Raw genomic sequence first — 25,267 nt, 5'->3', positions numbered from 1 at the left:
AGTCATATTGAGTGGCCAAAGTCCCCCAAAAAAAGTTATTACTATCAGAACTTCAGCTTGGCATGACAGTCAAGTTGCCTTTGTCGTGGACTAATCATCCCTTTTTATTTAACCGTGTAGAGATTAATAGTGATGCTCAAATCGAGATGATCCGTGGGCTAGGGGTTACTTATGTTTTTTTATTGTCTGCATCGAATACCAAACAGCAGACTGTTGAAACTGATACCGAAGATGAGATAGAAATCGAACCTGAGCGGGATCTCAAGGCTGATACCCGTAAGGCAATACGCTTGAGCCAGAAGCGTTTTTTAATGAATGTGAATAATTGCCGAGATATTTACGGTAAAGTCGTCAGCGATCCCGAAGGGGCTTATCGATTATCGGCCGCACTGACAGAGGATCTATTAAGTCATTTACAGGAAGTCGACACACCTTTTCTTACCTTAGTGGGAATGGATGAAAAAGAGGCTAGCGTGACCCAGCACGGGGTATCTGTGGCGGTATTGGCGATGATGATAGGTCATGCCCTTGATTTAGCCCCCAAAGAATTACGTGATATTGCCCTTGGCAGCTTATTTCACGATATTGGTAAACTCAAAGTGCCGGAGGCTATCCGCTGCAAGCATGGTGCTTTAACACCGCAGGAGACCAGTTTTATACAAATGCATCCTAATTTTGGTTTTGATATGCTTAATCGTTGCGGCCTATTTCCTAAAGAAGCGCTTAATATCGTATTACATCACCATGAGTTTGTGGATGGTTCGGGTTACCCCGATGGTTTAACGGGCCATAAGATCCCGATCACGACTCAAATTGTTAGCTTAGCGAATGATTATGAACAGCAGCTTAGTGGTCAACAAATCACTTCTCCCCAAATTGCTTTAGGCCATCTATTTAAAAATCATGCCAGTAAACATGCGGAATCATTAATTTCAGTATTGGTTAAAATACTGGGCATTTATCCGCCGGGCACCATAGTTAAATTGTCCGATGGCAGTATTGCCAAAGTGATTATGACGACTAAGGAGGTTAGTCAACCGCAAGTGTGGGCTTGCAAAGAAGATGGCAGCGATGCGTCGCTGCGCTTTTTGATCCTCGAAGGTGTAACAATTGAGCAAGCGATTAAAGTAGAAGAGTTAACCGAAGGGGCGATTCGAAGCTTACAAGTGGATAAAGGCATTAGTTTTTATTTTAGTTCGCTACAAACTTGAATCTTACGCCCTAAATTCCGTATTCTATCCGTTAGTATTGGCTTTCATAGGATGAATAGGGTGAATGTAATAGCAGAAAATGATGCATTAGCACAAAGTGTAGCCTTAGTCGGTTGTGGTTGGTTTGGCTTTGCCTTAGCCAAACAGTTAGTCCATGAGGGTTACAGAGTGACAGGCAGTAAGCGCAGCGTGAATGAACTCTCGGAATTAACCGCTGCAGGAATTGAAGCTTATCCACTGCAATTAGGCAGCGATGCACAAAGTGTACCTGATGCTAAAGCGTTAGCAGGATTATTTCAGACCGATTATTTAATTGTGAACATTCCGCCTCGATTAAAACGCGGTAATGCAGCTTATATTGAAGAAGTACAACAACTCATCACATTAACCCAAGGCTGGCAATATCAACGGATGATATTCATTAGTACAACGGGCGTGTATCCAGCCCAAGATAAGCTAATGAGCGAAGCCGATGCTGTAGCAGAATCGAGTGATAGCCAAATACTGCTCGATGCAGAAGCCTTATTCCAAGCTCAACCCAATGCCTGTATTGTCCGTTTTGCTGGTCTTGTTGGCCCTAAACGTCATCCTGGACGTTTTCTGGCGGGCAAAACCGACGTGAGTGGTGCTAATATCGCAGTGAATTTAGTACACCTTGATGATTGTGTTCGCGCAGTGAGTACGATTATCGCCGCCACGCGTTCGGGGTTATCCGTCGCGCCGATTTATAATCTGTGTGCGCCTTTACACCCCACAAAATCTGAGTTTTACCAAGCCGCCGCACAGTCTTTAGGCTTAGTTGCGCCCGAATTTAATCAACAATCTATGCCGAGTAAAGTCATTCAAGCTGACGCAATTGTTACAGATTTGGGCTTTCGTTATCAGTATGCTTCTCCACTGGATATGCTTGCGGCCTGTTAAGAAAAATTAACAATTTTTAAAGGTGAAAGTCGCGTTTTTTAGCTTTAATCTTTGCTTAAGCGAATATGTAATCCTTAATTTAAACAAATTACTCATAAAAAGAGACCACTAAATGAATGTGTTTAATCGAGTACTACCCATGGCGATGTTTGCATGCGGATTAATGCTGAGTGTGAGTTTTTCTCTGCAGGCAGCGAGCTTTGAAGAGGGCAAAGACTACATTACTGTGACGGGTATTACTGAAACACAACAACCGGTGCTACGAGAGTTTTTTTCTTATAATTGCCCCCACTGTTATAAACAAGACCCTTTGATGGCGTCAACAGTGAAATTATTAGGCAAAGATATCGCGTTTGAACGTACCCCCGTTGGCGCGGGCGTCCTGCGTGGCAATTGAGCCAGTTTGCTTATTACATAGCGCAAAAATTAAATATGACGAATCAGGTACATCTGACTATTTTTAAGCAAATTCATGAGAAAGGTGAACCTTTTACCACTCCTGAGCAAGTGAAAGCTTTTTTCATCGCGCAAGGGGCTAGGGTGAATGATGTCGATGCTGCAATGACTTCTGTTGACGCTAAATTTACCCTAATGAATTATGACTCTCAAACTGAGCTTTCTGGTATTAAGGGCGTGCCTTCGTTATTAGTCAATGGTCGTTATATGCTGACCTCAACTGACCATAGCCCTGAAGAATTGGCCGAATTGGTTAAATTCTTAGTCGCTAAATCGTTAACGTAATTCAACTAACACTTTAACTGAAAATGAGGTGAGTCAGTTGTAGCCTTGAATAAGTAACCCAACCTAAGTTGGGTTATTTTTTATGCTGAGTATTACCTTAAACTTCTAGCGCCAATGTTATGAATGATAACTACCTATGTCACGTTTGTTGAGCTATGGGATAGCATCTAAAAATAACATTCAAACTTTCACCTACAACCCAATTCATAACACGTCATAGTGCAATATTCCTTTATTGGTTCAATCGTTTTTACGAGTTCAGACAATGTGTTATTGCACTTTTTTAATGATTTCTGAACCGAACTTAGCCTAAATTTTCCTGTATTAGCCCCGTTCTTGTTCGACATTGGTCTAACCTGTTGAAATATTTGAAACTGCGCTCAAATGTAAGATCATTGTTAACTTGTTGATTTTAAGTTTTTATTCATATTTTTTGTTGTGATCTAAATCGCAAATTAGACTAAGGTCTTGATTGTAGTCACCCCAGCTGTTGTTAGATTAAACATGACTTAAAATTAAAACAGCACAGGGGAGTCACTATGGGTTTTGAAAACAATGACAAGGCTAAACGCTACTGGAGCGAGAATATTCGTCTCGTACTGAGTTTATTAGCCATTTGGGCGGTAGTTTCTTTTGGATGCGGCATTTTATTGGTTGATGTACTCAATGAAGTCCATTTCATGGGATTCAAATTAGGCTTCTGGTTTGCACAACAGGGATCTATGTATGTATTCGTTGCGCTTATTTTTGTCTATGCGGCAAAAGCCAACGCCTTAGATAAAAAATATAACGTACAAGAAGACTAAGGAGCTTTGAGATGGATGTTCAAACACTCACATATGTAATTGTAGGGCTTTCATTTGCGCTTTACATTGGTATCGCGATATGGTCCCGAGCGGGTTCAACTAAAGAGTTTTATGTTGCTGGCGGTGGTGTTCACCCTGTTGTGAACGGTATGGCAACGGCAGCAGATTGGATGTCGGCGGCATCATTTATTTCGTTAGCGGGTATCGTTTCGTTTACGGGTTATGACGGCAGCGTATATTTAATGGGATGGACCGGTGGTTATGTATTATTGGCGCTGTGTATGGCGCCGTATCTACGTAAGTTCGGTAAATTTACAGTGCCTGATTTTGTCGGTGAGCGTTATTACTCACAGGCGGCGCGTACGGTTGCGGTTATCTGCGCTATTTTCATTTGCTTTACTTATATTGCGGGGCAAATGCGCGGTGTGGGTGTGGTGTTCTCGCGCTTCCTTGAAGTCGACGTCGACACAGGTGTTTATATCGGTATGGCGGTGGTGTTCTTCTACGCTGTGCTTGGCGGTATGAAGGGTATTACTTACACTCAGGTTGCCCAATATTGCGTACTTATTTTTGCCTTTATGGTACCTGCGATTTTCCTTTCTGTAATGATGACCGGTCACGTTGTGCCGCAAATCGGTTTTGGTGCAGAACTGCTAGATGCTGCGGGTAATAATAGTGGCGTGTACCTTTTAGAGAAACTCAACAATGTTTCTGCTGAATTAGGCTTTGCGCCTTATACCGACGGTTCTAAGAGCACGATTGATGTGTTCTGTATTACTGGAGCATTGATGGTCGGTACTGCGGGTTTACCGCATGTTATCGTGCGTTTCTTCACTGTGCCTAAAGTAAAAGATGCGCGTATTTCAGCGGGTTGGGCTTTAGTATTTATTTCTATTATGTACACGACTGTACCCGCTTTAGCGGCTTTCTCCCGTGTGAACATGATTGAAACCATTAATGGCCCAGATGCGAAAGGTGTGGCTTATGAGTCTGCGCCAAATTGGATCAAAAGCTGGGAAAAAACCGGTTTAATCAAGTGGGACGATAAAAATGGCGACGGTAAGATTTACTACTCGTCAGGCAAGATTGAAGATCCTGCTAGCAAAAACGAGATGAAGATTGATAACGATATTATCGTATTAGCTACGCCTGAAATCGCTAACTTACCAGCGTGGGTTATCGCACTGGTTGCAGCAGGTGGTTTAGCGGCTGCGCTATCAACATCGGCAGGTTTGTTATTGGTGATTTCAACATCGGTTTCACACGATTTGTTGAAGAAAAATCTCATGCCAAATATCTCTGATAAGAGAGAGCTGATGTATGCCCGTGTGGCAGCGGGTGTTGGTATTGTGATTGCGGGATACTTTGGTGTGAATCCGCCAGGATTTGTGGCAGCAGTGGTGGCGTTCGCCTTCGGTTTGGCGGCATCGTCACTGTTCCCTGCCATTATTATGGGGATTTTCTCTAAAACAATGAATAAAGAAGGTGCTATTGCCGGTATGTTGACGGGTCTACTGTTCACTGCAGGTTATATCATTTACTTCAAGTTTGTTGACCCAACGGGCAACGTGGCAGCTAACTGGTTCCTCGGTATTTCACCTGAAGGTATTGGTATGGTTGGTATGGTCATAAACTTTGCTGTTGCAGCCTTGGTGAGCCGAGTGACAGCGGCAACGCCATTACATGTTCAAGAAATGGTTGAATCGATTCGCTTCCCTAAAGGTTCAGGTGAAGCCAGCGAACATTAATATTCTGATGTAATGATGAGTTTCATCATAAGAGCGCTCCGGCGCTCTTTTTTATGACTTTTTGTTCGGGCTGTTGTAATACCAATCGTATTGGCTATGCAGACATAGCTAACGTGAACATAGCCAATATGATTGGTATAAGTATTTAGACTTGGTACAGCTGCGTTTTTAATGCATTAATTAAATTAACCTTATGCTGACTTTAGTCGCATGTAGCATAGCGATAATGCAGGTTATAGTGGTTGTATAAGGGTAAGAATTCTGCTTAAAAATAAGGTGTGGTCATGAATGCCAGTGAGTTACAACCCGTCGTTCAATTTCTACAAAAGTTAGTGCCCTTCGACACTCTAGCCGAAGATGCGCTGCTGCGCTGCGCTAAGGCGGTCACTGTTGGCTATTACAGTAAGGCTTCTGGCTATGTCACCTTTAATATCAATACACCTAAATTATATATGGTGCGCAGTGGTGCTTTTGAGGTACGGGATCCGCAGGGCGTACTGGTGGATAGAGTTGGCGAAGGGGAGTTTTTTGGTTTTTCCACTTTGTTGTCGGGTGAGAAAGTGGTTAATAAGGTTGCTATTCTCGAAGACAGCTTGGTCTATCATCTACCACAAACCTTGTTTGATAAGCTAAGAAGCGAAAGCCGCGATTTTGATCAGTTTTTTACTCGCGCATTTGCTAAACGCTTGCGCCATGAAGGACGCTTTAAAGCAAAGGATTTGACTACTACCAGTCGAGTTAGCACCTTAATGTCATCAATACCTATTGTTATTGATGCCCATGCTAGCGTGACTCAGGCAGCGCTGTTAATGCGTAATAGCCGAGTATCGTCTTTGTTGGTAACAGATAATCACAAATTAGTTGGTATCTTAACCGATAAGGATTTACGTAATCGAGTGCTAGCGGCAGAACTTGATGGCCGTATTGCTGTGCACCATGCGATGACCGTTTCACCGATTTTCATTTCATCGAATGCATTAGTTTTTGAAGCTATGTTGCTGATGAGTGAGCATAATATTCATCATTTACCGATTATCGATCAAGGTAAAGCTGTTGGCATGGTGACCAGTACCGATATTTTACGCGGGCAGGGTTCACAGCCGCTATTGTTAATTGGTGAAATTGAACGCCAGCAAGATCTGGCTAGTTTGATTAGTGTAAGTAAGCAAATTCCATTATTGCTACAAAACTTGATCAGTGCCGATGCCAGAGCTGAAGAAATTGGCCGAGTATTAACCTCCGTTACCGACGCATTAACACGACGCTTAATCGTGCTTAATCAGCAATTGCTCGGCGAACCGCCGATGGCATTTTGCTGGTTAGCATTTGGATCGCAGGGAAGGCAAGATCAGGCTGCGTGTTCGGATCAAGATAACGGTTTGTTAGTCGCAGAAAACATGGATGATTTTGCCAAAGGTTATTTTGATGCCTTAACCCATGCTGTGTGCGCGGGGCTTGACCAATGCGGTTATGAGTTTTGTCCTGGCAACATTATGGCGCAAAACCCTCAGTGGCGAATGTCGCTTAAACAGTGGCAACAGGTATTTGAAAAATGGGTAATTACACCTGAGCCTAAAGCTTTATTAAATGCTAGTATTTTTTTTGATATGCGCTCAGTTTACGGCCCACAAACATTGTTTGATGCGCTGCAGGATAAAGTCTTGGCGCAAACCCGCGATAACGATATTTTCCTCGCGGGCATGACAGGTAATTCGCTAATGGAATCACCGCCGCTAGGATTTTTTCGCAAATTTGTGCTCGAACGCGATGGTAGCGAAGTCAAAGGTATAGATTTAAAACATAAAGGCAATGCCTTGATCAACGATATCGCCCGTATTTATGCCTTATCAGCAGGGATTAAAGAGGTGAATACCGCCAAACGTATTCGTGCGTTGATGGAGGCGAATATTCTTAATCGTAAAGATGCGCTTAATCTGGCCGATGCGCATGAGTTTATTGCTCATATGCGGTTATCAAATCAAGGTTATCAGCATAACCAAGGCCTTGACGTGAGTAATTATTTGTTGCCCGCACATTTATCATCGCTGGTTCGTCATCAGCTACGTGACGCCTTTAAAGTGGTACATGAGGCGCAGGCAGGGATGAAAATGAAATTTATGCGAAGTTTTTAATATGAACACACTGCTGCTTAAAACTCAGCTCAATTGGCGGGCATTACGATGCCAACATCAGTTGTTTAAGGGATATTACCAATCGCTAATACCACTGCTAGCGATGCCGTTATCCGAAGCGCCGCTGATGGCGATGGATTTGGAGATGACAGGGCTTAATCCTCAGCAAGATCAAATACTCAGTATTGGGCTTGTCCCAATTGAGCGCGGTGAGATCCCTTTGGCACGTGCGGAACAAAAGTTAGTGCAAATTCGCGGCAGTGTCGGCCAAAGTGCAACCATACACGGTATTCTTGATAATCATCTTGTACAAGCGGTGACGATTGAAGATGCAATGACGTGGTTTATCAATCAAACCTACGGCCGCGTGTTGGTCGCGCATCATGCACCTTTGGATTGCCGCTTTCTGCAGCAAGATTTATTAACCATTTACCATCAAGCGATGGTGTTGCCGGCAATTGATACCTTGATGCTTGAAAAACATCGTTTACTACGCAAGCATCCTACCATTCAAGAGGGCAGTTTACGCCTTGGTGCTTGCCGTGAACGTTATGGTTTACCCATTTATAGCGCTCATAGTGCGCTAACTGATGCTTTAGCTTGTGGTGAGTTATTACTGGCACAAATGGCGGCAATGGGCGGCAGTGCGCAACTTACCGTAGCAGATGTATTGTATCAATCAGCATGACCGTTTCTCGTTTAACATTGCAGTTCATGGCCGAATTAATTACATGTCTAAATGATTATGTTATAGAAGGTTGTAAATGAAAAAAGCCATCTCAGAAGATGGCTTTTTGGTTAGTTAAACATGACTTATGGCTTACAAAAGTAATCTACGGCGCGTTTCACTAACTCTATACCTGTTTTATCGCAAGGCGGTAGCTCGGCATCACTGATATTAATCGGTGTCACGCGCTCGCCCCACTGTAGTAATAGTGCGGCAGAGGTTAAGCCTGCACCAAAGGCACAAGAAAGTATGGTTTGATTTGGCTTGATCACGCCTTGCTCTAATGCATCACAAATCGCAATTGGAATGGTTGCTGCCGAGGTATTGCCATAATTGGCAATGTTAACGAAGGCTTTTTCTTTAGGAATTTTCATCCGACTGACTAAGGTATCGATAATACGCTCGTTGGCTTGATGCGGGATAACAAGATCCACTTCATCTTTATCAATACCACATTTTTCAAGCACTTTAGTGCTCAATTTGTTCATGCCGTTAATCGCGCGCTTGAAGATTTCTTGGCCATCAAATTCAATGAAAAAGTCTAATGACTCTGCTGAGAATCTGTCCATCGCGGTGCCAAAACCTGCTTTTAGAATGTCACGACCTTCAGGATCGTTATTCAGCTCATAACCGAGCACGCCACCGGCAACATCTGTTGCTTCAACGACAACGGCACCTGCGCCATCACCAAATAACACTGCAGTATCTCGGCGTGACCAATCTAAATAGAAAGAAAGACGTTCGGCACCAATGACTAATACTTTCTTGCTCTGGCCACTCTTTATCTGTGAACTGGCTAAACCTAAGCCATATAAGAAGCCGCTACAAGCCGCATTGATATCAAACGCGGCGCAGCTGGCGCCAATATTCGCTTGTACAGTCGAGGCAATATTGGGGATTAACGTATCTGGGCTGGCACTGGCCAGAATGATCATGTCGATTTCACTGCCATCGATACCTGCAGCTGCGAGCGCGCGTTGTGCGGCAACAGAAGCCAGTTCAGAGGTGTTAACATGGCTAATATGGCGCTGGCTAATGCCGGTGCGAGATTTGATCCATTCATCGGAGGTTTCGATAAAGGTCGCAAGATCATCATTTGTTAGCGTGGCTGGTGGAACACATTTGCCCCAACCTGTGATAGTGGCGTACTGCATGGTGGTTTCTCTCAAATAAAAAAGGCAGAACCTGAGCGCTGCCTTGAATCAATAACAAAGCTTATCGGCAGTTCTAATAGCCGTCCGTGATCTAGACCACCTGTTTGGCGACGAGATCTCGAATAGTCATTGCGGCATGCAAAATATGATGACGCAGTAGCGCCGTCGCTTTTTCTGTTTCTCTTAGTCTGCAATGGTTAAGCAATGCCCTGTGCTCATGCTCTGCAGCTGGAATTCCCCCAGCGAGCAATAACTGCAAACGGATGTATCTATCACAATTAGTGTTGAGGCCGTGAACCACCTCAAGGGTGTGCGGGCGATTAGCCGCTTGATATAAGCAAGTGTGAAATTGCGTATTCAACTCGCTCCAACTGGCGACGGCATCTTCATGCTTGAAGGCTGACTCCAACTGTTCGAGTACACGTTCTGCTTTTTCTAAATCGGCGTCTTGAAGTCGAGGGATAGCTTTTGCGAGCAGATCGGTTTCGATCATGGCGCGTAATTCAAACAGTTCGGTGACTTGCTCAACAGATAAAACTGTCGCAGTTGCTCCCTTATGAGGTTCAAATTTAACTAGGCCTTCAGCTTCGAGCTGCAATAATGCTTCCCTTACCGGAATACGGCTGACATTTAATGCTTCAGCTAAGGCACTTTGTCTGAGTGGTTCTCCTGCGGCTATGTCCCCTGAAAGAATTCTCTCTCTAAGCACTTCAACAACTAATTGGGTGCGGGTTTTGTGAACGATAGGCGTAGTTCGACTCATTATTTCCGTCTATTTCGGGTATTTTCCATTATTTGCCCAAGATTACCGTTAAAAACACCACAAATAAAGGAAAATGCTCGATTGAGTCGTGTGTCCAACAGATTAACAATATCCAAACAATGCAGGTTCTGGCGGCTTTATTCCTGATTTTCTTCGTATATAAAGAGCTTCTTTACTATGAATAACCTCTACAGTAATAGTGGCAATCATTTTAAGCGTATTGATCATGGGACTAAACTCAGATGGTAGTCAGCATTTTATTAATAGATGTAAGACACGTAGAGCAAGCAGGTTAAGGTTTCGCAGGATAACTACGCGGTGCGATAGATACAATAATGACTTTAGTTTACCCGCATGTCGTCACTCAGTATTGTGAAGGCGTAATTTAGTGGGAAAACAGAACTTCGCGGTGCAATTTTGTTTAATGAATGAAATAATAGCGCGATAACGCCTTCGGTGATTTTGGAGCAATACAGTGAGTCGAGCAGTATTTTTAGACCGTGATGGTGTGATTAATAAAGACCATGGTTATGTCCATCAAGTGGACGACTTCGAATACATCGAAGGTGTGTTTGAATCTTGCCTCTCTTTGAAGGAAATGGGCTACCAGTTAGTGGTCGTCACCAATCAATCGGGTATTGCCCGCGGTATGTACACAGAAGATCAATTTCACAGTTTAACCGAGTGGATGGACTGGAACTTTGCCGACAAAGGAGTCGAGCTTGATGGGATCTATTATTGTCCGCACCATGCTGAAAAAGGTATCGGGGAATATAAAATAGATTGTGATTGCCGTAAACCTAAGCCGGGCATGCTCAATGATGCCGCGCAGTTTTTAAACATCGACTTAGCACTCTCTGTCATGGTTGGCGATAAAGCTGAAGATATGCAGGCTGCGAAAGCGGCTGGCGTTACCACACGCATATTAGTGCGCAGTGGTAAGGTTATTGCTGATGACAGTGATGCAACAGTGGTACTCGATAGCATTGCCGATGTCCCCGCTTATTTAAAAAGCCTAAGTTAATAGCAACTCTACGACTTACTAATTATAGAATGATTTATTTATAAGTCGTTTTAACGGGACTCCAATTAGGGCTAACAGCTGAGTTAAACCTAACCAGCATGGCTAAAGAGCTGCTACTTAGGTTAACTCTTGTCATTTCTAGAACTGGATTAATCCCATCTCTACCCTAAATTCACAGTAGACTGCTAATATTGCCGTTTAAACACACTTTTAGTTTAAAAAGTGTGCGTTCGATTCGTTTTTTGCCATTATTTTAAAAAAAGGGGTTGCGGTAAAGTCTGACATCCCTATAATGCGCATCCACTGACCCAGCGGGGTCAACGGTTAAACGCGAAATAAGCAGTTAACCATGCTCTTTAACAATTTATCAAGCAAATCTGTGTGGACACTCACAGGTGTTGAGTTAATCGAAACTGCTTAGCCTTCGGGTTGGCAGTCAAAAATTTAAATCAATGTAACAATGAGTGTTCATAGCAATATGTACAGTTTGTTTCTGCTTCCTTTATAAGGATGTGGAAACAAAAAATCAGAATTCATTGAGCCGCTGATTGGCTTCTTATTTATAAGAGGTTGAGAAGCAAAAAAACTTTAATTGAAGAGTTTGATCATGGCTCAGATTGAACGCTGGCGGCAGGCCTAACACATGCAAGTCGAGCGGCAGCGCAAGGGAGTTTACTTCTGAGGCGGCGAGCGGCGGACGGGTGAGTAATACCTAGGGATCTGCCCAGTCGAGGGGGATAACAGTTGGAAACGACTGCTAATACCGCATACGCCCTACGGGGGAAGGAAGGGGACCTTCGGGCCTTTCGCGATTGGATGAACCTAGGTGGGATTAGCTAGTTGGTGAGGTAATGGCTCACCAAGGCGACGATCCCTAGCTGTTCTGAGAGGATGATCAGCCACACTGGGACTGAGACACGGCCCAGACTCCTACGGGAGGCAGCAGTGGGGAATATTGGACAATGGGGGCAACCCTGATCCAGCCATGCCGCGTGTGTGAAGAAGGCCTTCGGGTTGTAAAGCACTTTCAGTAGGGAGGAAAGGTAGCGTGTTAATAGCACGTTACTGTGACGTTACCTACAGAAGAAGGACCGGCTAACTCCGTGCCAGCAGCCGCGGTAATACGGAGGGTCCGAGCGTTAATCGGAATTACTGGGCGTAAAGCGTGCGCAGGCGGTTTGTTAAGCAAGATGTGAAAGCCCCGGGCTCAACCTGGGAATTGCATTTTGAACTGGCGAACTAGAGTCTTGTAGAGGGGGGTAGAATTCCAGGTGTAGCGGTGAAATGCGTAGAGATCTGGAGGAATACCGGTGGCGAAGGCGGCCCCCTGGACAAAGACTGACGCTCAGGCACGAAAGCGTGGGGAGCAAACAGGATTAGATACCCTGGTAGTCCACGCCGTAAACGATGTCTACTCGGAGTTTGGTGTCTTGAACACTGGGCTCTCAAGCTAACGCATTAAGTAGACCGCCTGGGGAGTACGGCCGCAAGGTTAAAACTCAAATGAATTGACGGGGGCCCGCACAAGCGGTGGAGCATGTGGTTTAATTCGATGCAACGCGAAGAACCTTACCTACTCTTGACATCCACAGAAGAGACCAGAGATGGACTTGTGCCTTCGGGAACTGTGAGACAGGTGCTGCATGGCTGTCGTCAGCTCGTGTTGTGAAATGTTGGGTTAAGTCCCGCAACGAGCGCAACCCCTATCCTTATTTGCCAGCACGTAATGGTGGGAACTCTAGGGAGACTGCCGGTGATAAACCGGAGGAAGGTGGGGACGACGTCAAGTCATCATGGCCCTTACGAGTAGGGCTACACACGTGCTACAATGGCGAGTACAGAGGGTTGCAAAGCCGCGAGGTGGAGCTAATCTCACAAAGCTCGTCGTAGTCCGGATTGGAGTCTGCAACTCGACTCCATGAAGTCGGAATCGCTAGTAATCGTGAATCAGAATGTCACGGTGAATACGTTCCCGGGCCTTGTACACACCGCCCGTCACACCATGGGAGTGGGCTGCAAAAGAAGTGGGTAGCTTAACCTTCGGGGGGCGCTCACCACTTTGTGGTTCATGACTGGGGTGAAGTCGTAACAAGGTAGCCCTAGGGGAACCTGGGGCTGGATCACCTCCTTACCTATACGACTAACTTAATGTTTGGTCGAAAAATGCTCCTGCATTTTCGACATTCGGTACATCCGTGTACCTTTTGAGTGTTCACACAGATTTGCTTGATAGAAGAAAGAGTAAAAGATGAACCTAGTTAAATAGGTTTATCAAAGATGGGTCTGTAGCTCAGCTGGTTAGCACCCCAATCCCCTCATAAAGAGTAGGGTGAGGTCGGTGGTTCTAGATGAACTTAGATTTATCAATAAGATGGGTCTGTAGCTCAGCTGGTTAGAGCGCACCCCTGATAAGGGTGAGGTCGGTGGTTCAAGTCCACTCTGACCCACCAAATCTTTGTTCTCCTTTGTTAAATTAACACTCGTTTAGTGAACTAAACGTCGCGTTAATTTGCCGTGGGAACTTGATTTGGCAAACCAATCCTTTTAGAGGTTTGGAACATCTTACTTACTCGCACTGCATGTAAATGGGGCTATAGCTCAGCTGGGAGAGCGCCTGCCTTGCACGCAGGAGGTCTGCGGTTCGATCCCGCATAGCTCCACCATTTACTGCTTGTTTTGACTGGTTTATACCGAAAACGAGTGATATGCATTATGGATAGAGATGCCAAAGATAAACTGAAAAATTATCTTTGGCTTTTTTAAGCCCGCTCTTTAACAATTTGGAAAGCTGATAGTGATTAACATGATGATGTCTGTCGTTATGTTAATTACAAACCGATGTAAGTGTGGAAACACTTGCATCATGAGTTCTCAAACACTTTATTAAGTGTCTTGAATATTCAAAGTGAAGTATTTTGCTGTGGTGGCAGAGTATTTCACGTCTAAGGCGCGTCCACTTCCTGGTCGGGAGTGAGACAAGTAAAACCAAGCTGGTCGCAATGCGGCGCAGATGAGTGAAACTCATTTGGGTTGTATGGTTAAGCGACTAAGCGTATACGGTGGATGCCTTGGCAGTCAGAGGCGATGAAGGACGTAGTAACTTGCGAAAAGCGTTGGCGAGCTAGTAACAAGCATTTGAGCTAACGATGTCCGAATGGGGGAACCCAGCAGCATAAGCTGTTATCTGCACATGAATACATAGTGTGTAGAGGCGAACGAGGGGAACTGAAACATCTAAGTACCCTTAGGAAAAGAAATCAACCGAGATTCCCCTAGTAGCGGCGAGCGAACGGGGATTAGCCCTTAAGTCTATGGGGTGTTAGTGGAATGAGTTGGAAAGCTCAGCGGCACAGGGTGATAGCCCCGTACATGAAAACTAACCATAGATGAAAACGAGTAAGGCGGGACACGTGACATCCTGTTTGAATATGGGGGGACCATCCTCCAAGGCTAAATACTCCTGACTGACCGATAGTGAACCAGTACCGTGAGGGAAAGGCGAAAAGAACCCCTGTGAGGGGAGTGAAATAGAACCTGAAACCGTATACGTACAAGCAGTGGGAGCGGTTCTTGAGACCGTGACTGCGTACCTTTTGTATAATGGGTCAGCGACTTACATTTTGTAGCGAGGTTAAGCGAATAGCGGAGCCGTAGGGAAACCGAGTGTTAACTGCGCGTTTAGTTGCAAGGTGTAGACCCGAAACCGAGTGATCTAGCCATGGGCAGGTTGAAGGTTGAGTAACATCAACTGGAGGACCGAACCGACTAATGTTGAAAAATTAGCGGATGACTTGTGGCTGGGGGTGAAAGGCCAATCAAACTCGGAGATATCTGGTTCTCCTCGAAAGCTATTTAGGTAGCGCCTCGAGCGAATACCACTGGGGGTAGAGCACTGTTAAGGCTAGGGGGTCATCCCGACTTACCAACCCTTTGCAAACTCCGAATACCAGTGAGTACTACTCGGGAGACAGACGGCGGGTGCTAACGTCCGTCGTCAAAAGGGAAACAACCCAGACCGTCAGCTAAGGTCCCAAAGTACTAGCTAAGTGGGAAACGATGTGGGAAGGCTTAGACAGCTAGGATGTTGGCTTAGAAGCAGCCATCATTTAAAGAAAGCGTAATAGCTCACTAGTCGAGTCGGCCTGCGCGGAAGATGTAACGGGGCTAAGCTAGTCACCGAAGCTACGGGTGCGGTCCATTAGGACTGCGCGGTAGAGGAGCGTTCTGTAAGCCGTTGAAGGTGAAGGGGTAACCCACGCTGGAGGTATCAGAAGTGCGAATGCTGACATGAGTAACGATAAAGGGGGTGAAAAACCCCCTCGCCGGAAGACCAAGGGTTCCTGTCCAACGTTAATCGGGGCAGGGTGAGTCGACCCCTAAGGTGAGGCCGAAAGGCGTAATCGATGGGAAACAGATTAATATTTCTGTACTTCCGCTAACTGCGATGGAGAGACGGAGAAGGCTAGGCTAGCGCGGCGTTGGTAGTCCGCGTTTAAGGTGGTAGGTTGATTTCTTAGGCAAATCCGGGGAATCGCACTTTAGTGTGCAGACTGAGAGCTGATGACGAGGTCCTAAGGGACTGAAGTAGTTGATGCCATGCTTCCAGGAAAATCTTCTAAGCTTCAGGTTAGTGGGAATCGTACCCCAAACCGACACAGGTGGTCGGGTAGAGAATACCAAGGCGCTTGAGAGAACTCGGCTGAAGGAACTAGGCAAAATGGTACCGTAACTTCGGGAGAAGGTACGCTCCTGTTGGTGATGAGACTTGCTCTCTAAGCTGACGGGAGTCGCAGATACCAGGTGGCTGCAACTGTTTATCAAAAACACAGCACTGTGCAAACTCGCAAGAGGAAGTATACGGTGTGACGCCTGCCCGGTGCCGGAAGGTTAATTGATTGGGTTATCGCAAGAGAAGCTCATGATCGAAGCCCCGGTAAACGGCGGCCGTAACTATAACGGTCCTAAGGTAGCGAAATTCCTTGTCGGGTAAGTTCCGACCTGCACGAATGGCGTAATGATGGCCACGCTGTCTCCAGCCGAGACTCAGTGAAGTTGAAATTGCGGTGAAGATGCCGTATACCCGCGGCTAGACGGAAAGACCCCGTGAACCTTTACTATAGCTTGGCACTGAACATTGAACCTACATGTGTAGGATAGGTGGGAGACTATGAAGTTGTGACGCTAGTCATGATGGAGTCGTCCTTGAAATACCACCCTTGTAGTTTTGATGTTCTAACCGCGGCCCCTTATCGGGGTTCGGGACAGTGCCTGGTGGGTAGTTTGACTGGGGCGGTCTCCTCCCAAAGAGTAACGGAGGAGCACGAAGGTTGGCTAAGTACGGTCGGACATCGTACGGTTAGTGCAATGGCATAAGCCAGCTTAACTGCGAGACATACACGTCGAGCAGGTACGAAAGTAGGTCATAGTGATCCGGTGGTTCTGAATGGAAGGGCCATCGCTCAACGGATAAAAGGTACTCCGGGGATAACAGGCTGATACCGCCCAAGAGTTCATATCGACGGCGGTGTTTGGCACCTCGATGTCGGCTCATCACATCCTGGGGCTGAAGTCGGTCCCAAGGGTATGGCTGTTCGCCATTTAAAGTGGTACGCGAGCTGGGTTCAGAACGTCGTGAGACAGTTCGGTCCCTATCTGCCGTGGGCGTTGGATGATTGAAGGGAGCTGCTCCTAGTACGAGAGGACCGGAGTGGACGAACCGCTGGTGTTCGGGTTGTCATGCCAATGGCATTGCCCGGTAGCTACGTTCGGAATCGATAACCGCTGAAAGCATCTAAGCGGGAAGCGAGCCCTGAGATGAGTCATCCCTAGGAATTTAATTCCTCTAAAGAGCCGTTCGAGACTAGGACGTTGATAGGCATGGTGTGTAAGCGTTGTGAGGCGTTGAGCTAACATGTACTAATGACTCGAGAGGCTTAACCATACAACCCAGATGGGTTTTATATGGCCTTAGACGAATAGTGACACTTAATAAAGTGGTCATAAAATGCTCGTGCATTTATGACATCAAGTACATCCTTGTACTTGTCGAACTCAAGTAAGAAATCAGCTTTCCGAATTATTATTAACGTGGTCTCAAAGAGACACGGTAATAAACAGAATTTGCTTGGTGACAATAGCCTTGTGGAACCACCTGATCCCATCCCGAACTCAGCAGTGAAACGCAAACGCGCCGATGGTAGTGTGGGGTCTCCCCATGTGAGAGTAGGTCATCGCCAAGCGCCTAATTATCTCGATGAGATGTAACGAAGCCAGCTGAATAAGCTGGCTTTTTTGCGTCTGTGATTTGTTAGAAATGGTGTTTTTTAAAGCCTCAAAAATAATTCAACTGTTTAAATGCTATTGAGCTATATGTTGAGTCACCAGTTTCACACGAAGCTCGCGGTTTGACTATTGACAGTTGAAACTGTGTTCGTAGGGTTGTGGATTAGCTAGCCTCCACAACGCTAGTATATTGTTGAATGAATCACTCTTGATTGATTTTGGCCTTGAAGCTGGCTTTAGTATTGTCGTTGGCTTGTTTATACCAATAATCAAGCATCTGGCTGATTTCAGTTTGGCTAGGCTGGGTAGCTTGCTGAACCTTATCATCGACCGCAGAGACTGTTGATGTCATCACTGCTGGTGCGAGCAAGTTTGTGGATGCGATGGCAGGAGCTTGGCGGATTTGTGGCTGGCCTGCTGATAGTGTTTTGGTTGACGGTGGTACCATGGCATTACCCGATTGTGTCATCGTGATGTTCAATGATGCGGGGCGATCGCTAAGGTTGTACTGCAGTATTTCGTGCTCAAAATCCCGTCCTAGTTGAACCCCATTCTTAATCAATTTATCGCTGGTAAAACTCACCGCTTCATCTTGAGCATTTAATAGCGTCAACTCGGCTGATTCATTAAATTTTTTTGCGTCTTTGGCTGAGTTTATAGCAGCAAGTTTAAGCGTCAATATTTGCTCAGAGGCATCAAAACGGATAACTAACACGTCAGATAGATAATGTACTGAATCAGCCTGTTGTCGGTATTGTGCAGCATAACGAAAGGCAATTTGATTCATACCATCGGCTAAGATGAGTTCGCCACTCTTTACTACTGGTTTACCATTGACTGTTAACACTTCAGTGTTTTTAGGTAGCTTTAGATTCACATCGGCGGTAGCGGGTTGCACAGTGCTCAGCATTAACGCTGTGGCACATAAGATTGATTGATATTTCATACGTTTTCTCAGTTGTTACAAGAGCGCCGCTAAATAATAAGGCTAATATCTGACGGCACAAAGCGGGTAATGCTCAGTGTGGTTTATGATAACCCTAATGGCGATAAGTCGTTTATATGAAACGCTGATTAGCGTTAATTTTATTTGCAGGGAATAAAAAAAGGCTCATGAAGAGCCTTTTTGAGAGTGATATTTGTTATTGAACGTCTATTGGGTTAGGTCAATGCTATAAACGGCGAAGCCAAGACTGTCTTTGCTGATCTTCTTCATTGCACGCTGCTGATTATCTTTGATAAAGGCTGCGGCTTTGTCGCTATCTTGGGTTTCGAAGCGAATATCTAATGTGACGTTAGTGGTGATCGTTTTGAAATCCCAGTTGTAATCGGCACTTGGATTAACCATGGCGTCGTACTTGCCCGTCACTTCGTTGAACTTAGACTGCTCTGTGATGTAGGCGGCTAATGCTTCGCGGTTGGTGTCTGGTAGCTCCAGAACAACATGATCGCTACCTGTACCTGCAAATTTACCGCCAAAAGCGCGGTAGTTATTTGAGGTGACGATAAACTCTTTTGTCGCAAGCTCTTCACCTGTAATGACTTTACCGTTTTCGTCTGTATAGCTTAAATCTACAATACGGTTTGCACTGGCATTAACCACCGCGCAATCGCGGTCAAACTTACTCGGCTGCGTGACATCAATCTTGTAAGTTAAGCCATCTAGCACGTCAAAGTTATAGGTTGGATGACCATCCCAGTTAATTAAACCCTGCGGCGTAGTTTTTGTGGCATCGATTTGATTAAACTGGTTGGCTGAGCACTCGAGCCAATCTTTCAATTCGGCGCCATTTGCTTTGACTGCCACCATAGTATTGGGATACAGGTACAAATCTGCAGCGTTTTTAAAGGTCAGAGGGCCTTTATCAACTTGTACAAATTGGTCTGCATCGCTACTTGTGCCATGGCGACCGCCCGCTTTAAAGGGGGCTGAGGCAGACAGCACTGGTAGCCCTTGTAATGCTGCGGGTAATTTCGCTTTCACGTTAGCGATTTGCGCATCGGAAACGATTTGCACCGTTGGGTCGTCCTGCACTAAGGTGAGAAAGCTATACATATCTGCCGCAGCGACACCGATAGATTCATCCACAAAAGCGAGAGTGCCTTGGTGCTCTGCCGCGACGGCATCATGAATAGCGGCATCAGCTTCGACCAGAGGGACTTTTTTGGTGCCATCATAAATCGGACGAGCCTCAGTTTTTGCACTGATAACAGTCCATTTTCCGTCTTTACGTTCAAGTTTAAAGTCAACCACGCCTAAGTTATCACCCCAACGGCCTGGCATTACTGCGGGGACACCGTTTAGTAAGCCGTTAGCCACATCGGTATTCGGTAAGTCAGCATATTTCGCATCTGGGAAGATAGAGTGGCTGTGGCCAAATAAAATCGCATCGATACCGTCAACGTAAGTCAACGCGTAAGTGGCGTTTTCAGCCATAGGATCGCCAGGATTTTCAGACGAACCAATACCTGAGTGAGGGATTGCGATAATAATGTCAGCCCCTTTAGCCTTCATTTCTGGGACATATTTTTTCGCTGTTTCAACAATATCTTCAACCGTTACTTTGCCTGTAAGATTTTGTTTATCCCACAATAGAATTTGCGGTGGTACAAAACCAATATAACCAATTTTAATGCTTTGGCTATTGCCTTCACTGTCGATAATTTGTTTTTCTTTAATGATATAAGGGGTAAATAAATTTTCACCTTTTTTAACTTCATTCCAGCAGCCATTATCGTTAGCGCAATAAACGTTTGAGTTGATATAAGGGAAATCTGCACCACTAATAGATTTATTTAAAAAATCTAAACCATAGTTAAATTCATGGTTACCTATATTACCGACTTCATAATCTAATAGGTTCATGGCTTTATAAACAGGGTGAATGTCGCCCATTTGCAGGCCAACTTTCGCCATATAATCGCCCATTGGGCTGCCTTGCAGTAGATCGCCGTTATCGACTAACACACTGTTTTTGGCTTCGTTGCGGGCCGCATGGATCAAGCTTGCGGTGCGAGCTAGGCCGATAGTTGGGTCATCATTACCACTGTAGTAATTGAAATCCATGATATTTGTGTGCAAATCGGTGGTTTCTAGTACCCGTAAATCGGCTTGAACGAGTTTGCTATCAGGTTGAATAATGGTGTCATCATCTGAGTTACAGGCGCTTACACCAAAGGCTGCAGTGATCATCACTGCAAGTATTTTCTTATTTAACATAGTTATCTCTATTTATATTTATTTGACCCCAACGCATGTTCCGTAAAGAACATGCCCATCATCCCGTTAATTCAGCATAATTTAACTGTTAGGTTAATTCGTCACCAAGTTAACGATTAAGAATTATAAAGAAACTTTTTGATCTAAGTGTGACATTAATTCGATAAAGTAGTTTTAAATTGTGATTGATAGTGTATTCGTCTAAATAACAAACTATTTGTTTTGTATGTTTGTTACAGCCATGTCTAGACTGCTACAGTGAAAAGTATATTAAGAATAATTAATCTACCTTATCGGAACGACGTTTTATTAACGGACATAGATGTCCACGTTGAGAATATTCGGCTTGAAATATTCAATTGAGTTGAGTTAAATAATTCATTTTCCATCAAATTTTAATCAGTGCTCATCATTCCTGCTTGCATATGCATAGCCCTTATTGAAGTACATTCGATTTAACTTAAAATTGGCATAGGCACATTTAGGCAGGAAACACACATAAAGTGATACAAATTAACGGTTAACTATGCAGGTAAAACTTGGCTGAAATAGGCATAAGTTGTTAAGGTAGCTCATCGAAATTGACGTAAGTATCATACGTGTTCGTTAAACCGACGGCTTAAAATAGAATGCGTTAGACTGATCATTTTAAACCGCAAGCTAAAATTCATTAACACGCACCTTTCACTTTAAAAATACAATCGAAAGGGCGACAACATTGAAGGGAGTTAATATGCGTAAGTCCGTTATTACTACAGCCGTGGCTGCAGCTTTATTACTGAGTGCTTGTTCAGACAAGCCTACAGCAAATACCAATGTAGCCAAAAATGCCGTTGCCACACAAACCGCCACTAAAACTGAGGCGACTAATGTGCTACTGAACAAGAGCCCACTGCAGGATCAAGCGCCGCAATTTAATCTAATTAATACGACGGATTATGCGCCTGCCTTTGAGCAGGGCATGAAAGCCCATGATGTCGAAATCGCGGCAATCGTAAATAACAAACAAGCTGCTAGTTTTGACAACACTATTCTGGCAATGGAAACATCGGGTGAATTATTAACCCGTGTATCGCGGGTTTTCTTCAATCTTGCGGGTTTGATTTCAAATGATGATTTTCAGAAAACGGAAGCGGATCTTGCGCCTAAGTTATCTGCCCACCGCGATAATATTTATCTCGACCCAACGTTATTTGCCCGTGTTGAAGCCGTGTATCAACAAAAGAGCAGCTTGAATGCAGAAGATCAGCGTTTAGTTGAATATTATTATGAGCAGTTTGTCCGTGCTGGCGCGAAATTGTCCGCCGAAGACAAAGCCAAGATGCGCGACTTTAATGCCGAGCTTGCGACCTTAGCGACGGATTTTTCACAAAACAGCTTAAAATCATTTAAAGATGATGTGATTGTTGTAACCGATAAAGCGCAGTTAGCTGGTTTATCTGATAGCGAAATCGCCACCTTAGCCGCAGCGGCTAAAGCTGCCGGAAAAGAGGGTTATTTAATTACTCTCGTTAATACTACGCGCCAGCCTGTGCTGGCGAGTTTAGATAACCGAGAGCTGCGCCAGAAAGTGTGGCAAACCTCGGCGCATCGTTCGGTGGCAAGTAATGGTCCATTGATTGTCAAAATGGCGCAAATACGGGCTAAAAAAGCTAACTTACTGGGTTTTGATACCTGGGCGTCCTATGCGGTTGCAGACCAAATGGCGAAAACCCCTGCAGCAGTGTATGAAATTCTCGATGATTTAGCCCCTAAAGCGCTGGCGCGCGCTAAAGTGGAAGCGGCTGACATTCAAGCTGAGATTAAAAAAGCGGGCGGTGATTTTGAACTACAACCTTGGGACTGGGCTTATTACGCTAATAAAGTGCGTCAAGAGAAATACTCCCTCGATGAGAGCACTATCAAGCCCTATTTTGAGTTTAATACGGTATTACAAGACGGATTATTCTTCGCCATGCATAAACTGTATGGCATCACTTTAAAAGCGCGTACCGATTTACCCGTGTGGGATCCTAACGTATTAGCCTTTGAAGTGTTTGATAAAGATAATAGTTCTATCGGGCTATTCTATCTTGACCCCTATGCCCGTGAAGGCAAAGGCGGCGGCGCGTGGATGGATGAGTTTGTCACCCAAAGCGGCCTACTTGGCACTAAACCTGTTGTTTACAACGCGCTTAATATTCCTAAGCCAGCCGATGGTCCAACCTTGATGACCTTCGATGAAGTGACCACTATGTTCCATGAATTTGGCCATGCGGTACACGGTTTATTCTCGCAGGTGAAATACCCAAGCGTTGCTGGCACATCAACAGCGCGTGACTTTGTTGAGTTCCCTTCACAGGTTAACGAAGATTGGAATATCGACCCTGTTGTAATTGCTAACTATGCCAAACACTATCAAACGGGTGAGCCAATTCCTAAAGCGCTGCTTGATAAAATTCTAGCCGCAAATAAGTTTGGTCAAGGTTTTGATACTGTCGAATATCTTTCAGCGGCCTTGTTAGATATGGAATGGCACTCTATCAGCGCAGACACACAAATTAGTGATGTTGAGCAGTTTGAGCACCAAGTATTAGCTAAACACGGCCTTGATTTTGCGCCTATTCCACCACGTTATAAGTCGAGCTACTTTAGCCATGCTTTCTCTGGTGGTTATTCCGCGGGATATTACGCCTATTTGTGGACTGAAGTGTTTGCCGCCGATGCCTTTGCTTATATGAGTGAGCAGGGCGGTTTAAAAACCGACAATGGTGATAAATTCCGTCAAGAAGTGTTATCTAAAGGCAACAGTGAAGATCTTATGCAAGATTATATTCACTTCACCGGTAAAAAACCGACAACAGAGGCACTGTTAAAGCGCCGTGGTTTAGTCGACTAATCGGTTGGTTATGTAAAATGAAAGGCTTGCTAGGGAAACCTAGCAAGCCTTTTTATTACCTTCTATAAAATATGACGCACAGCTAGAGTCACTGGCTAATCTGCTGCGCGGCAGCTTGCACGGCTTTATAATCTTCTGCGACATCCAGTGCGTTTTTTGCACGTTTTAATGCTAATTCACTATGGTATTCAGCGGCGGCGCGTATATTTTTATCATGGCTCGATGCTAAAGAACTGAGGGCTTTTTGGAGTCGTACCGCCACTTCAACTATGCCAGCGCCATCTCTAGCAATCGCCGTAAAAGCATCATCACACATATCATGAGGGCAGATTTCAGGCACTTCGATACGATTGTACTCGGGTGCTTGGCGGTCATTATCTGTCAAAGGCTCATCCCATAGCGTAAACAATCGTATTAGGGTTCCTATAATACAAATTGCTGTTCCGGGATCGTTCACCGCAGGCGACAGCGCGCGTCCAGCAATCTCCGACAATACCACTAATCCAAATCGTGGATCATCATCGAAAAGACGCACGTCACCAATCTGGAATGCTGCTAAAACGGGGGTATTATCAAGCTCGGTTAAATCGCCTGAATCGGCACGAATGTAGGCTAATGGTCGATTTTGAGCAGCAAAAGTGCCCGGTAATGCCGCGATCACCACGCGCATTTTATGTTTTTCAGCCCAGTTTTGCAGTGCCGCAATGTTGATGTATTGAACATAACCGACATTAACCGCATGTACCGCGCGTCCGCTAGCTTCTGAGCTCACTGATACGCCGCAAAGGGTGGGCGCATGCTTTCGCCGCTTTAGCGATGCAGCGGTCGCTATTTCTACTTTCTCAATCGTTGTGCCCATACGTCCGAGGCGAGCAATGCTATCTACCCAGCGCACAAACGTAAAAATCACTACGCTGAAGATCAGCGCCGTTAGCAGAAAAAGGATAAATAAACCTGCCGTTTGAAAGTAACTATTTTTTACCGCCGTAAGGGCTACTATGCTAAAAATAAAAGCACCGACAAAAGTCGAAAGTGCATTTTGAGATGCATCGTCGGCAACAACTAATACGAAGGATCGTGGTGTTGCTGTTGTTGCCGCAGAGGCATAGGCCGATACCATAGAACCCACGGAAAATGTGGCAATCACCAGCATGCTTGATGCCATGATGGATAAGAGTACCTCAATGGAGTCTAATGAAATCTCAGGTGTGATCTGTGCTAATCCAGTTCCATCAGCCAATTTTGCGATTAAGGCTGCCATTATTGAAAGCAGGCAAACGATCAGTGGTTTTACCCACAGTCGGTGGCGAAACTGATTGAGAAAAACTCTGACGCGGTCAGTTAATAGGGTAGAGCTCATTTCAGTCTCCGCAGTTGTCATCTTTTGCTAATACGCACACATTGTTGAGTAGAAAGATAACATGTGTGGCTAAGTTTATTTTTTAAAAAACGGATTAATACCTACGTTGTCATTATAGATAACATTCATCTAGTAATACTGGGCGCATACTATTTTAAATGGATAATAGAAAGATTAACTATCTGATTTTTTTAATTTATTAAATCTAATTCTTTATCAGTATTCTCAATAGTTAAATTCTAACCGAATGAACATAGCTCTATTTATGCTGTAATATCAAAAATAACGGGAGCCTATGCT

The 25,267-nt window shown here is 44.8% G+C and carries 13 protein-coding genes, 2 tRNA genes, 3 rRNA genes and 1 pseudogene; 14 read left to right on the top strand and 5 right to left on the bottom strand.

Translation table 11 applies throughout. The features are described 5' to 3' along the window. Window positions 1-11 precede the first annotated feature (11 nt). The 7 genes and pseudogenes from C9I43_RS08770 (at window position 12) to C9I43_RS08740 (ending at window position 8,247) form a co-directional block, all read left to right on the top strand. Entirely contained in the window at window positions 12-1,211 is a 1,200-nt protein-coding gene (locus C9I43_RS08770) for a cyclic di-GMP phosphodiesterase (RefSeq protein ID WP_107883191.1), read from the top strand. A 60-nt stretch (window positions 1,212-1,271) separates the two neighbouring features. Then, a complete protein-coding gene (locus C9I43_RS08765) occupies window positions 1,272-2,132 on the top strand; it encodes a Rossmann-fold NAD(P)-binding domain-containing protein (RefSeq protein WP_258191861.1) in 861 nt (286 codons plus the stop codon). A gap of 112 nt (window positions 2,133-2,244) precedes the next feature. Beyond that, window positions 2,245-2,873 (top strand): annotated as a pseudogene (locus tag C9I43_RS08760) (thiol:disulfide interchange protein DsbA/DsbL). Window positions 2,874-3,412: 539 nt separating this feature from the next. Further along, on the top strand, window positions 3,413-3,679 hold the full coding sequence (locus C9I43_RS08755) for a DUF4212 domain-containing protein (protein WP_076500024.1): 267 nt from the start codon (window positions 3,413-3,415) through the stop codon (window positions 3,677-3,679). 11 nt (window positions 3,680-3,690) lie between these two features. Further along, entirely contained in the window at window positions 3,691-5,427 is a 1,737-nt protein-coding gene (locus C9I43_RS08750; protein ID WP_076500026.1) for a sodium:solute symporter family protein, read from the top strand. 284 nt (window positions 5,428-5,711) lie between these two features. Next, entirely contained in the window at window positions 5,712-7,559 is a 1,848-nt protein-coding gene (locus C9I43_RS08745; protein ID WP_107883189.1) for a DUF294 nucleotidyltransferase-like domain-containing protein, read from the top strand. Between the two features lies 1 nt (window position 7,560). Beyond that, window positions 7,561-8,247, top strand: coding sequence for an exonuclease domain-containing protein (locus tag C9I43_RS08740; protein WP_107883188.1), 687 nt, complete (start codon window positions 7,561-7,563; stop codon window positions 8,245-8,247). Window positions 8,248-8,372: 125 nt separating this feature from the next. Here C9I43_RS08740 and C9I43_RS08735 read toward each other — a convergent pair whose 3' ends face one another. Both C9I43_RS08735 and C9I43_RS08730 read right to left on the bottom strand, forming a co-directional pair. Beyond that, window positions 8,373-9,440 carry a ketoacyl-ACP synthase III gene (locus C9I43_RS08735; RefSeq protein ID WP_107883187.1) on the bottom strand — a complete coding sequence of 356 codons (1,068 nt, stop codon included), beginning with the start codon at window positions 9,438-9,440 and terminating at the stop codon, window positions 8,373-8,375. A 91-nt stretch (window positions 9,441-9,531) separates the two neighbouring features. Further along, entirely contained in the window at window positions 9,532-10,203 is a 672-nt protein-coding gene (locus tag C9I43_RS08730) for a GntR family transcriptional regulator (RefSeq protein ID WP_076500032.1), read from the bottom strand. Between the two features lie 475 nt (window positions 10,204-10,678). On the opposite strand from C9I43_RS08730, the gene gmhB reads away from it, so the two are divergent. The 6 genes from gmhB to rrf all read left to right on the top strand — a co-directional run bounded on the left by gmhB (window position 10,679) and on the right by rrf (window position 17,466). Further along, window positions 10,679-11,227 carry a D-glycero-beta-D-manno-heptose 1,7-bisphosphate 7-phosphatase gene (gene gmhB, locus C9I43_RS08725; protein WP_107883186.1) on the top strand — a complete coding sequence of 183 codons (549 nt, stop codon included), beginning with the start codon at window positions 10,679-10,681 and terminating at the stop codon, window positions 11,225-11,227. Window positions 11,228-11,816: 589 nt separating this feature from the next. Then, window positions 11,817-13,358 (top strand): 16S ribosomal RNA (locus tag C9I43_RS08720). A 242-nt stretch (window positions 13,359-13,600) separates the two neighbouring features. Further along, a tRNA-Ile gene (locus tag C9I43_RS08715) sits at window positions 13,601-13,677 on the top strand. 137 nt (window positions 13,678-13,814) lie between these two features. Next, window positions 13,815-13,890 (top strand) — tRNA-Ala (locus C9I43_RS08710). A gap of 373 nt (window positions 13,891-14,263) precedes the next feature. After that, a 23S ribosomal RNA gene (locus C9I43_RS08705) occupies window positions 14,264-17,168 on the top strand. Between the two features lie 182 nt (window positions 17,169-17,350). Then, window positions 17,351-17,466: ribosomal RNA gene (rrf, locus tag C9I43_RS08700) — 5S ribosomal RNA — on the top strand. Together the 16S, 23S and 5S rRNA genes with 2 tRNA genes alongside form the textbook arrangement of a ribosomal RNA operon. Window positions 17,467-17,711: 245 nt before the next feature. Here the strand turns inward: rrf and C9I43_RS08695 are convergent. Then, entirely contained in the window at window positions 17,712-18,455 is a 744-nt protein-coding gene (locus tag C9I43_RS08695; RefSeq protein WP_107883185.1) for a YccT family protein, read from the bottom strand. Window positions 18,456-18,662: 207 nt separating this feature from the next. Beyond that, window positions 18,663-20,729: a bifunctional 2',3'-cyclic-nucleotide 2'-phosphodiesterase/3'-nucleotidase gene (locus C9I43_RS08690; RefSeq protein WP_107883184.1), complete on the bottom strand. Its 2,067-nt coding sequence runs from the start codon at window positions 20,727-20,729 to the stop codon at window positions 18,663-18,665. A gap of 733 nt (window positions 20,730-21,462) precedes the next feature. On the opposite strand from C9I43_RS08690, the gene C9I43_RS08685 reads away from it, so the two are divergent. Next, window positions 21,463-23,607, top strand: a complete 2,145-nt coding sequence (locus C9I43_RS08685; protein ID WP_107883183.1) for a M3 family metallopeptidase — start codon at window positions 21,463-21,465, stop codon at window positions 23,605-23,607. 88 nt (window positions 23,608-23,695) lie between these two features. On the opposite strand, the gene C9I43_RS08680 is transcribed toward C9I43_RS08685, so the two are convergent. Continuing rightward, window positions 23,696-24,967, bottom strand: a complete 1,272-nt coding sequence (locus C9I43_RS08680) for a DUF2254 domain-containing protein (RefSeq protein ID WP_107883182.1) — start codon at window positions 24,965-24,967, stop codon at window positions 23,696-23,698. Between the last annotated feature and the right edge of the window lie 300 nt (window positions 24,968-25,267).

The organism is Shewanella morhuae, from assembly GCF_003028295.1.
Classification (GTDB): domain Bacteria; phylum Pseudomonadota; class Gammaproteobacteria; order Enterobacterales; family Shewanellaceae; genus Shewanella; species Shewanella morhuae.
The sequence above is the reverse complement of the archived record's forward strand: the minus strand, read 5'-3'. Positions and strand labels throughout refer to the sequence as shown.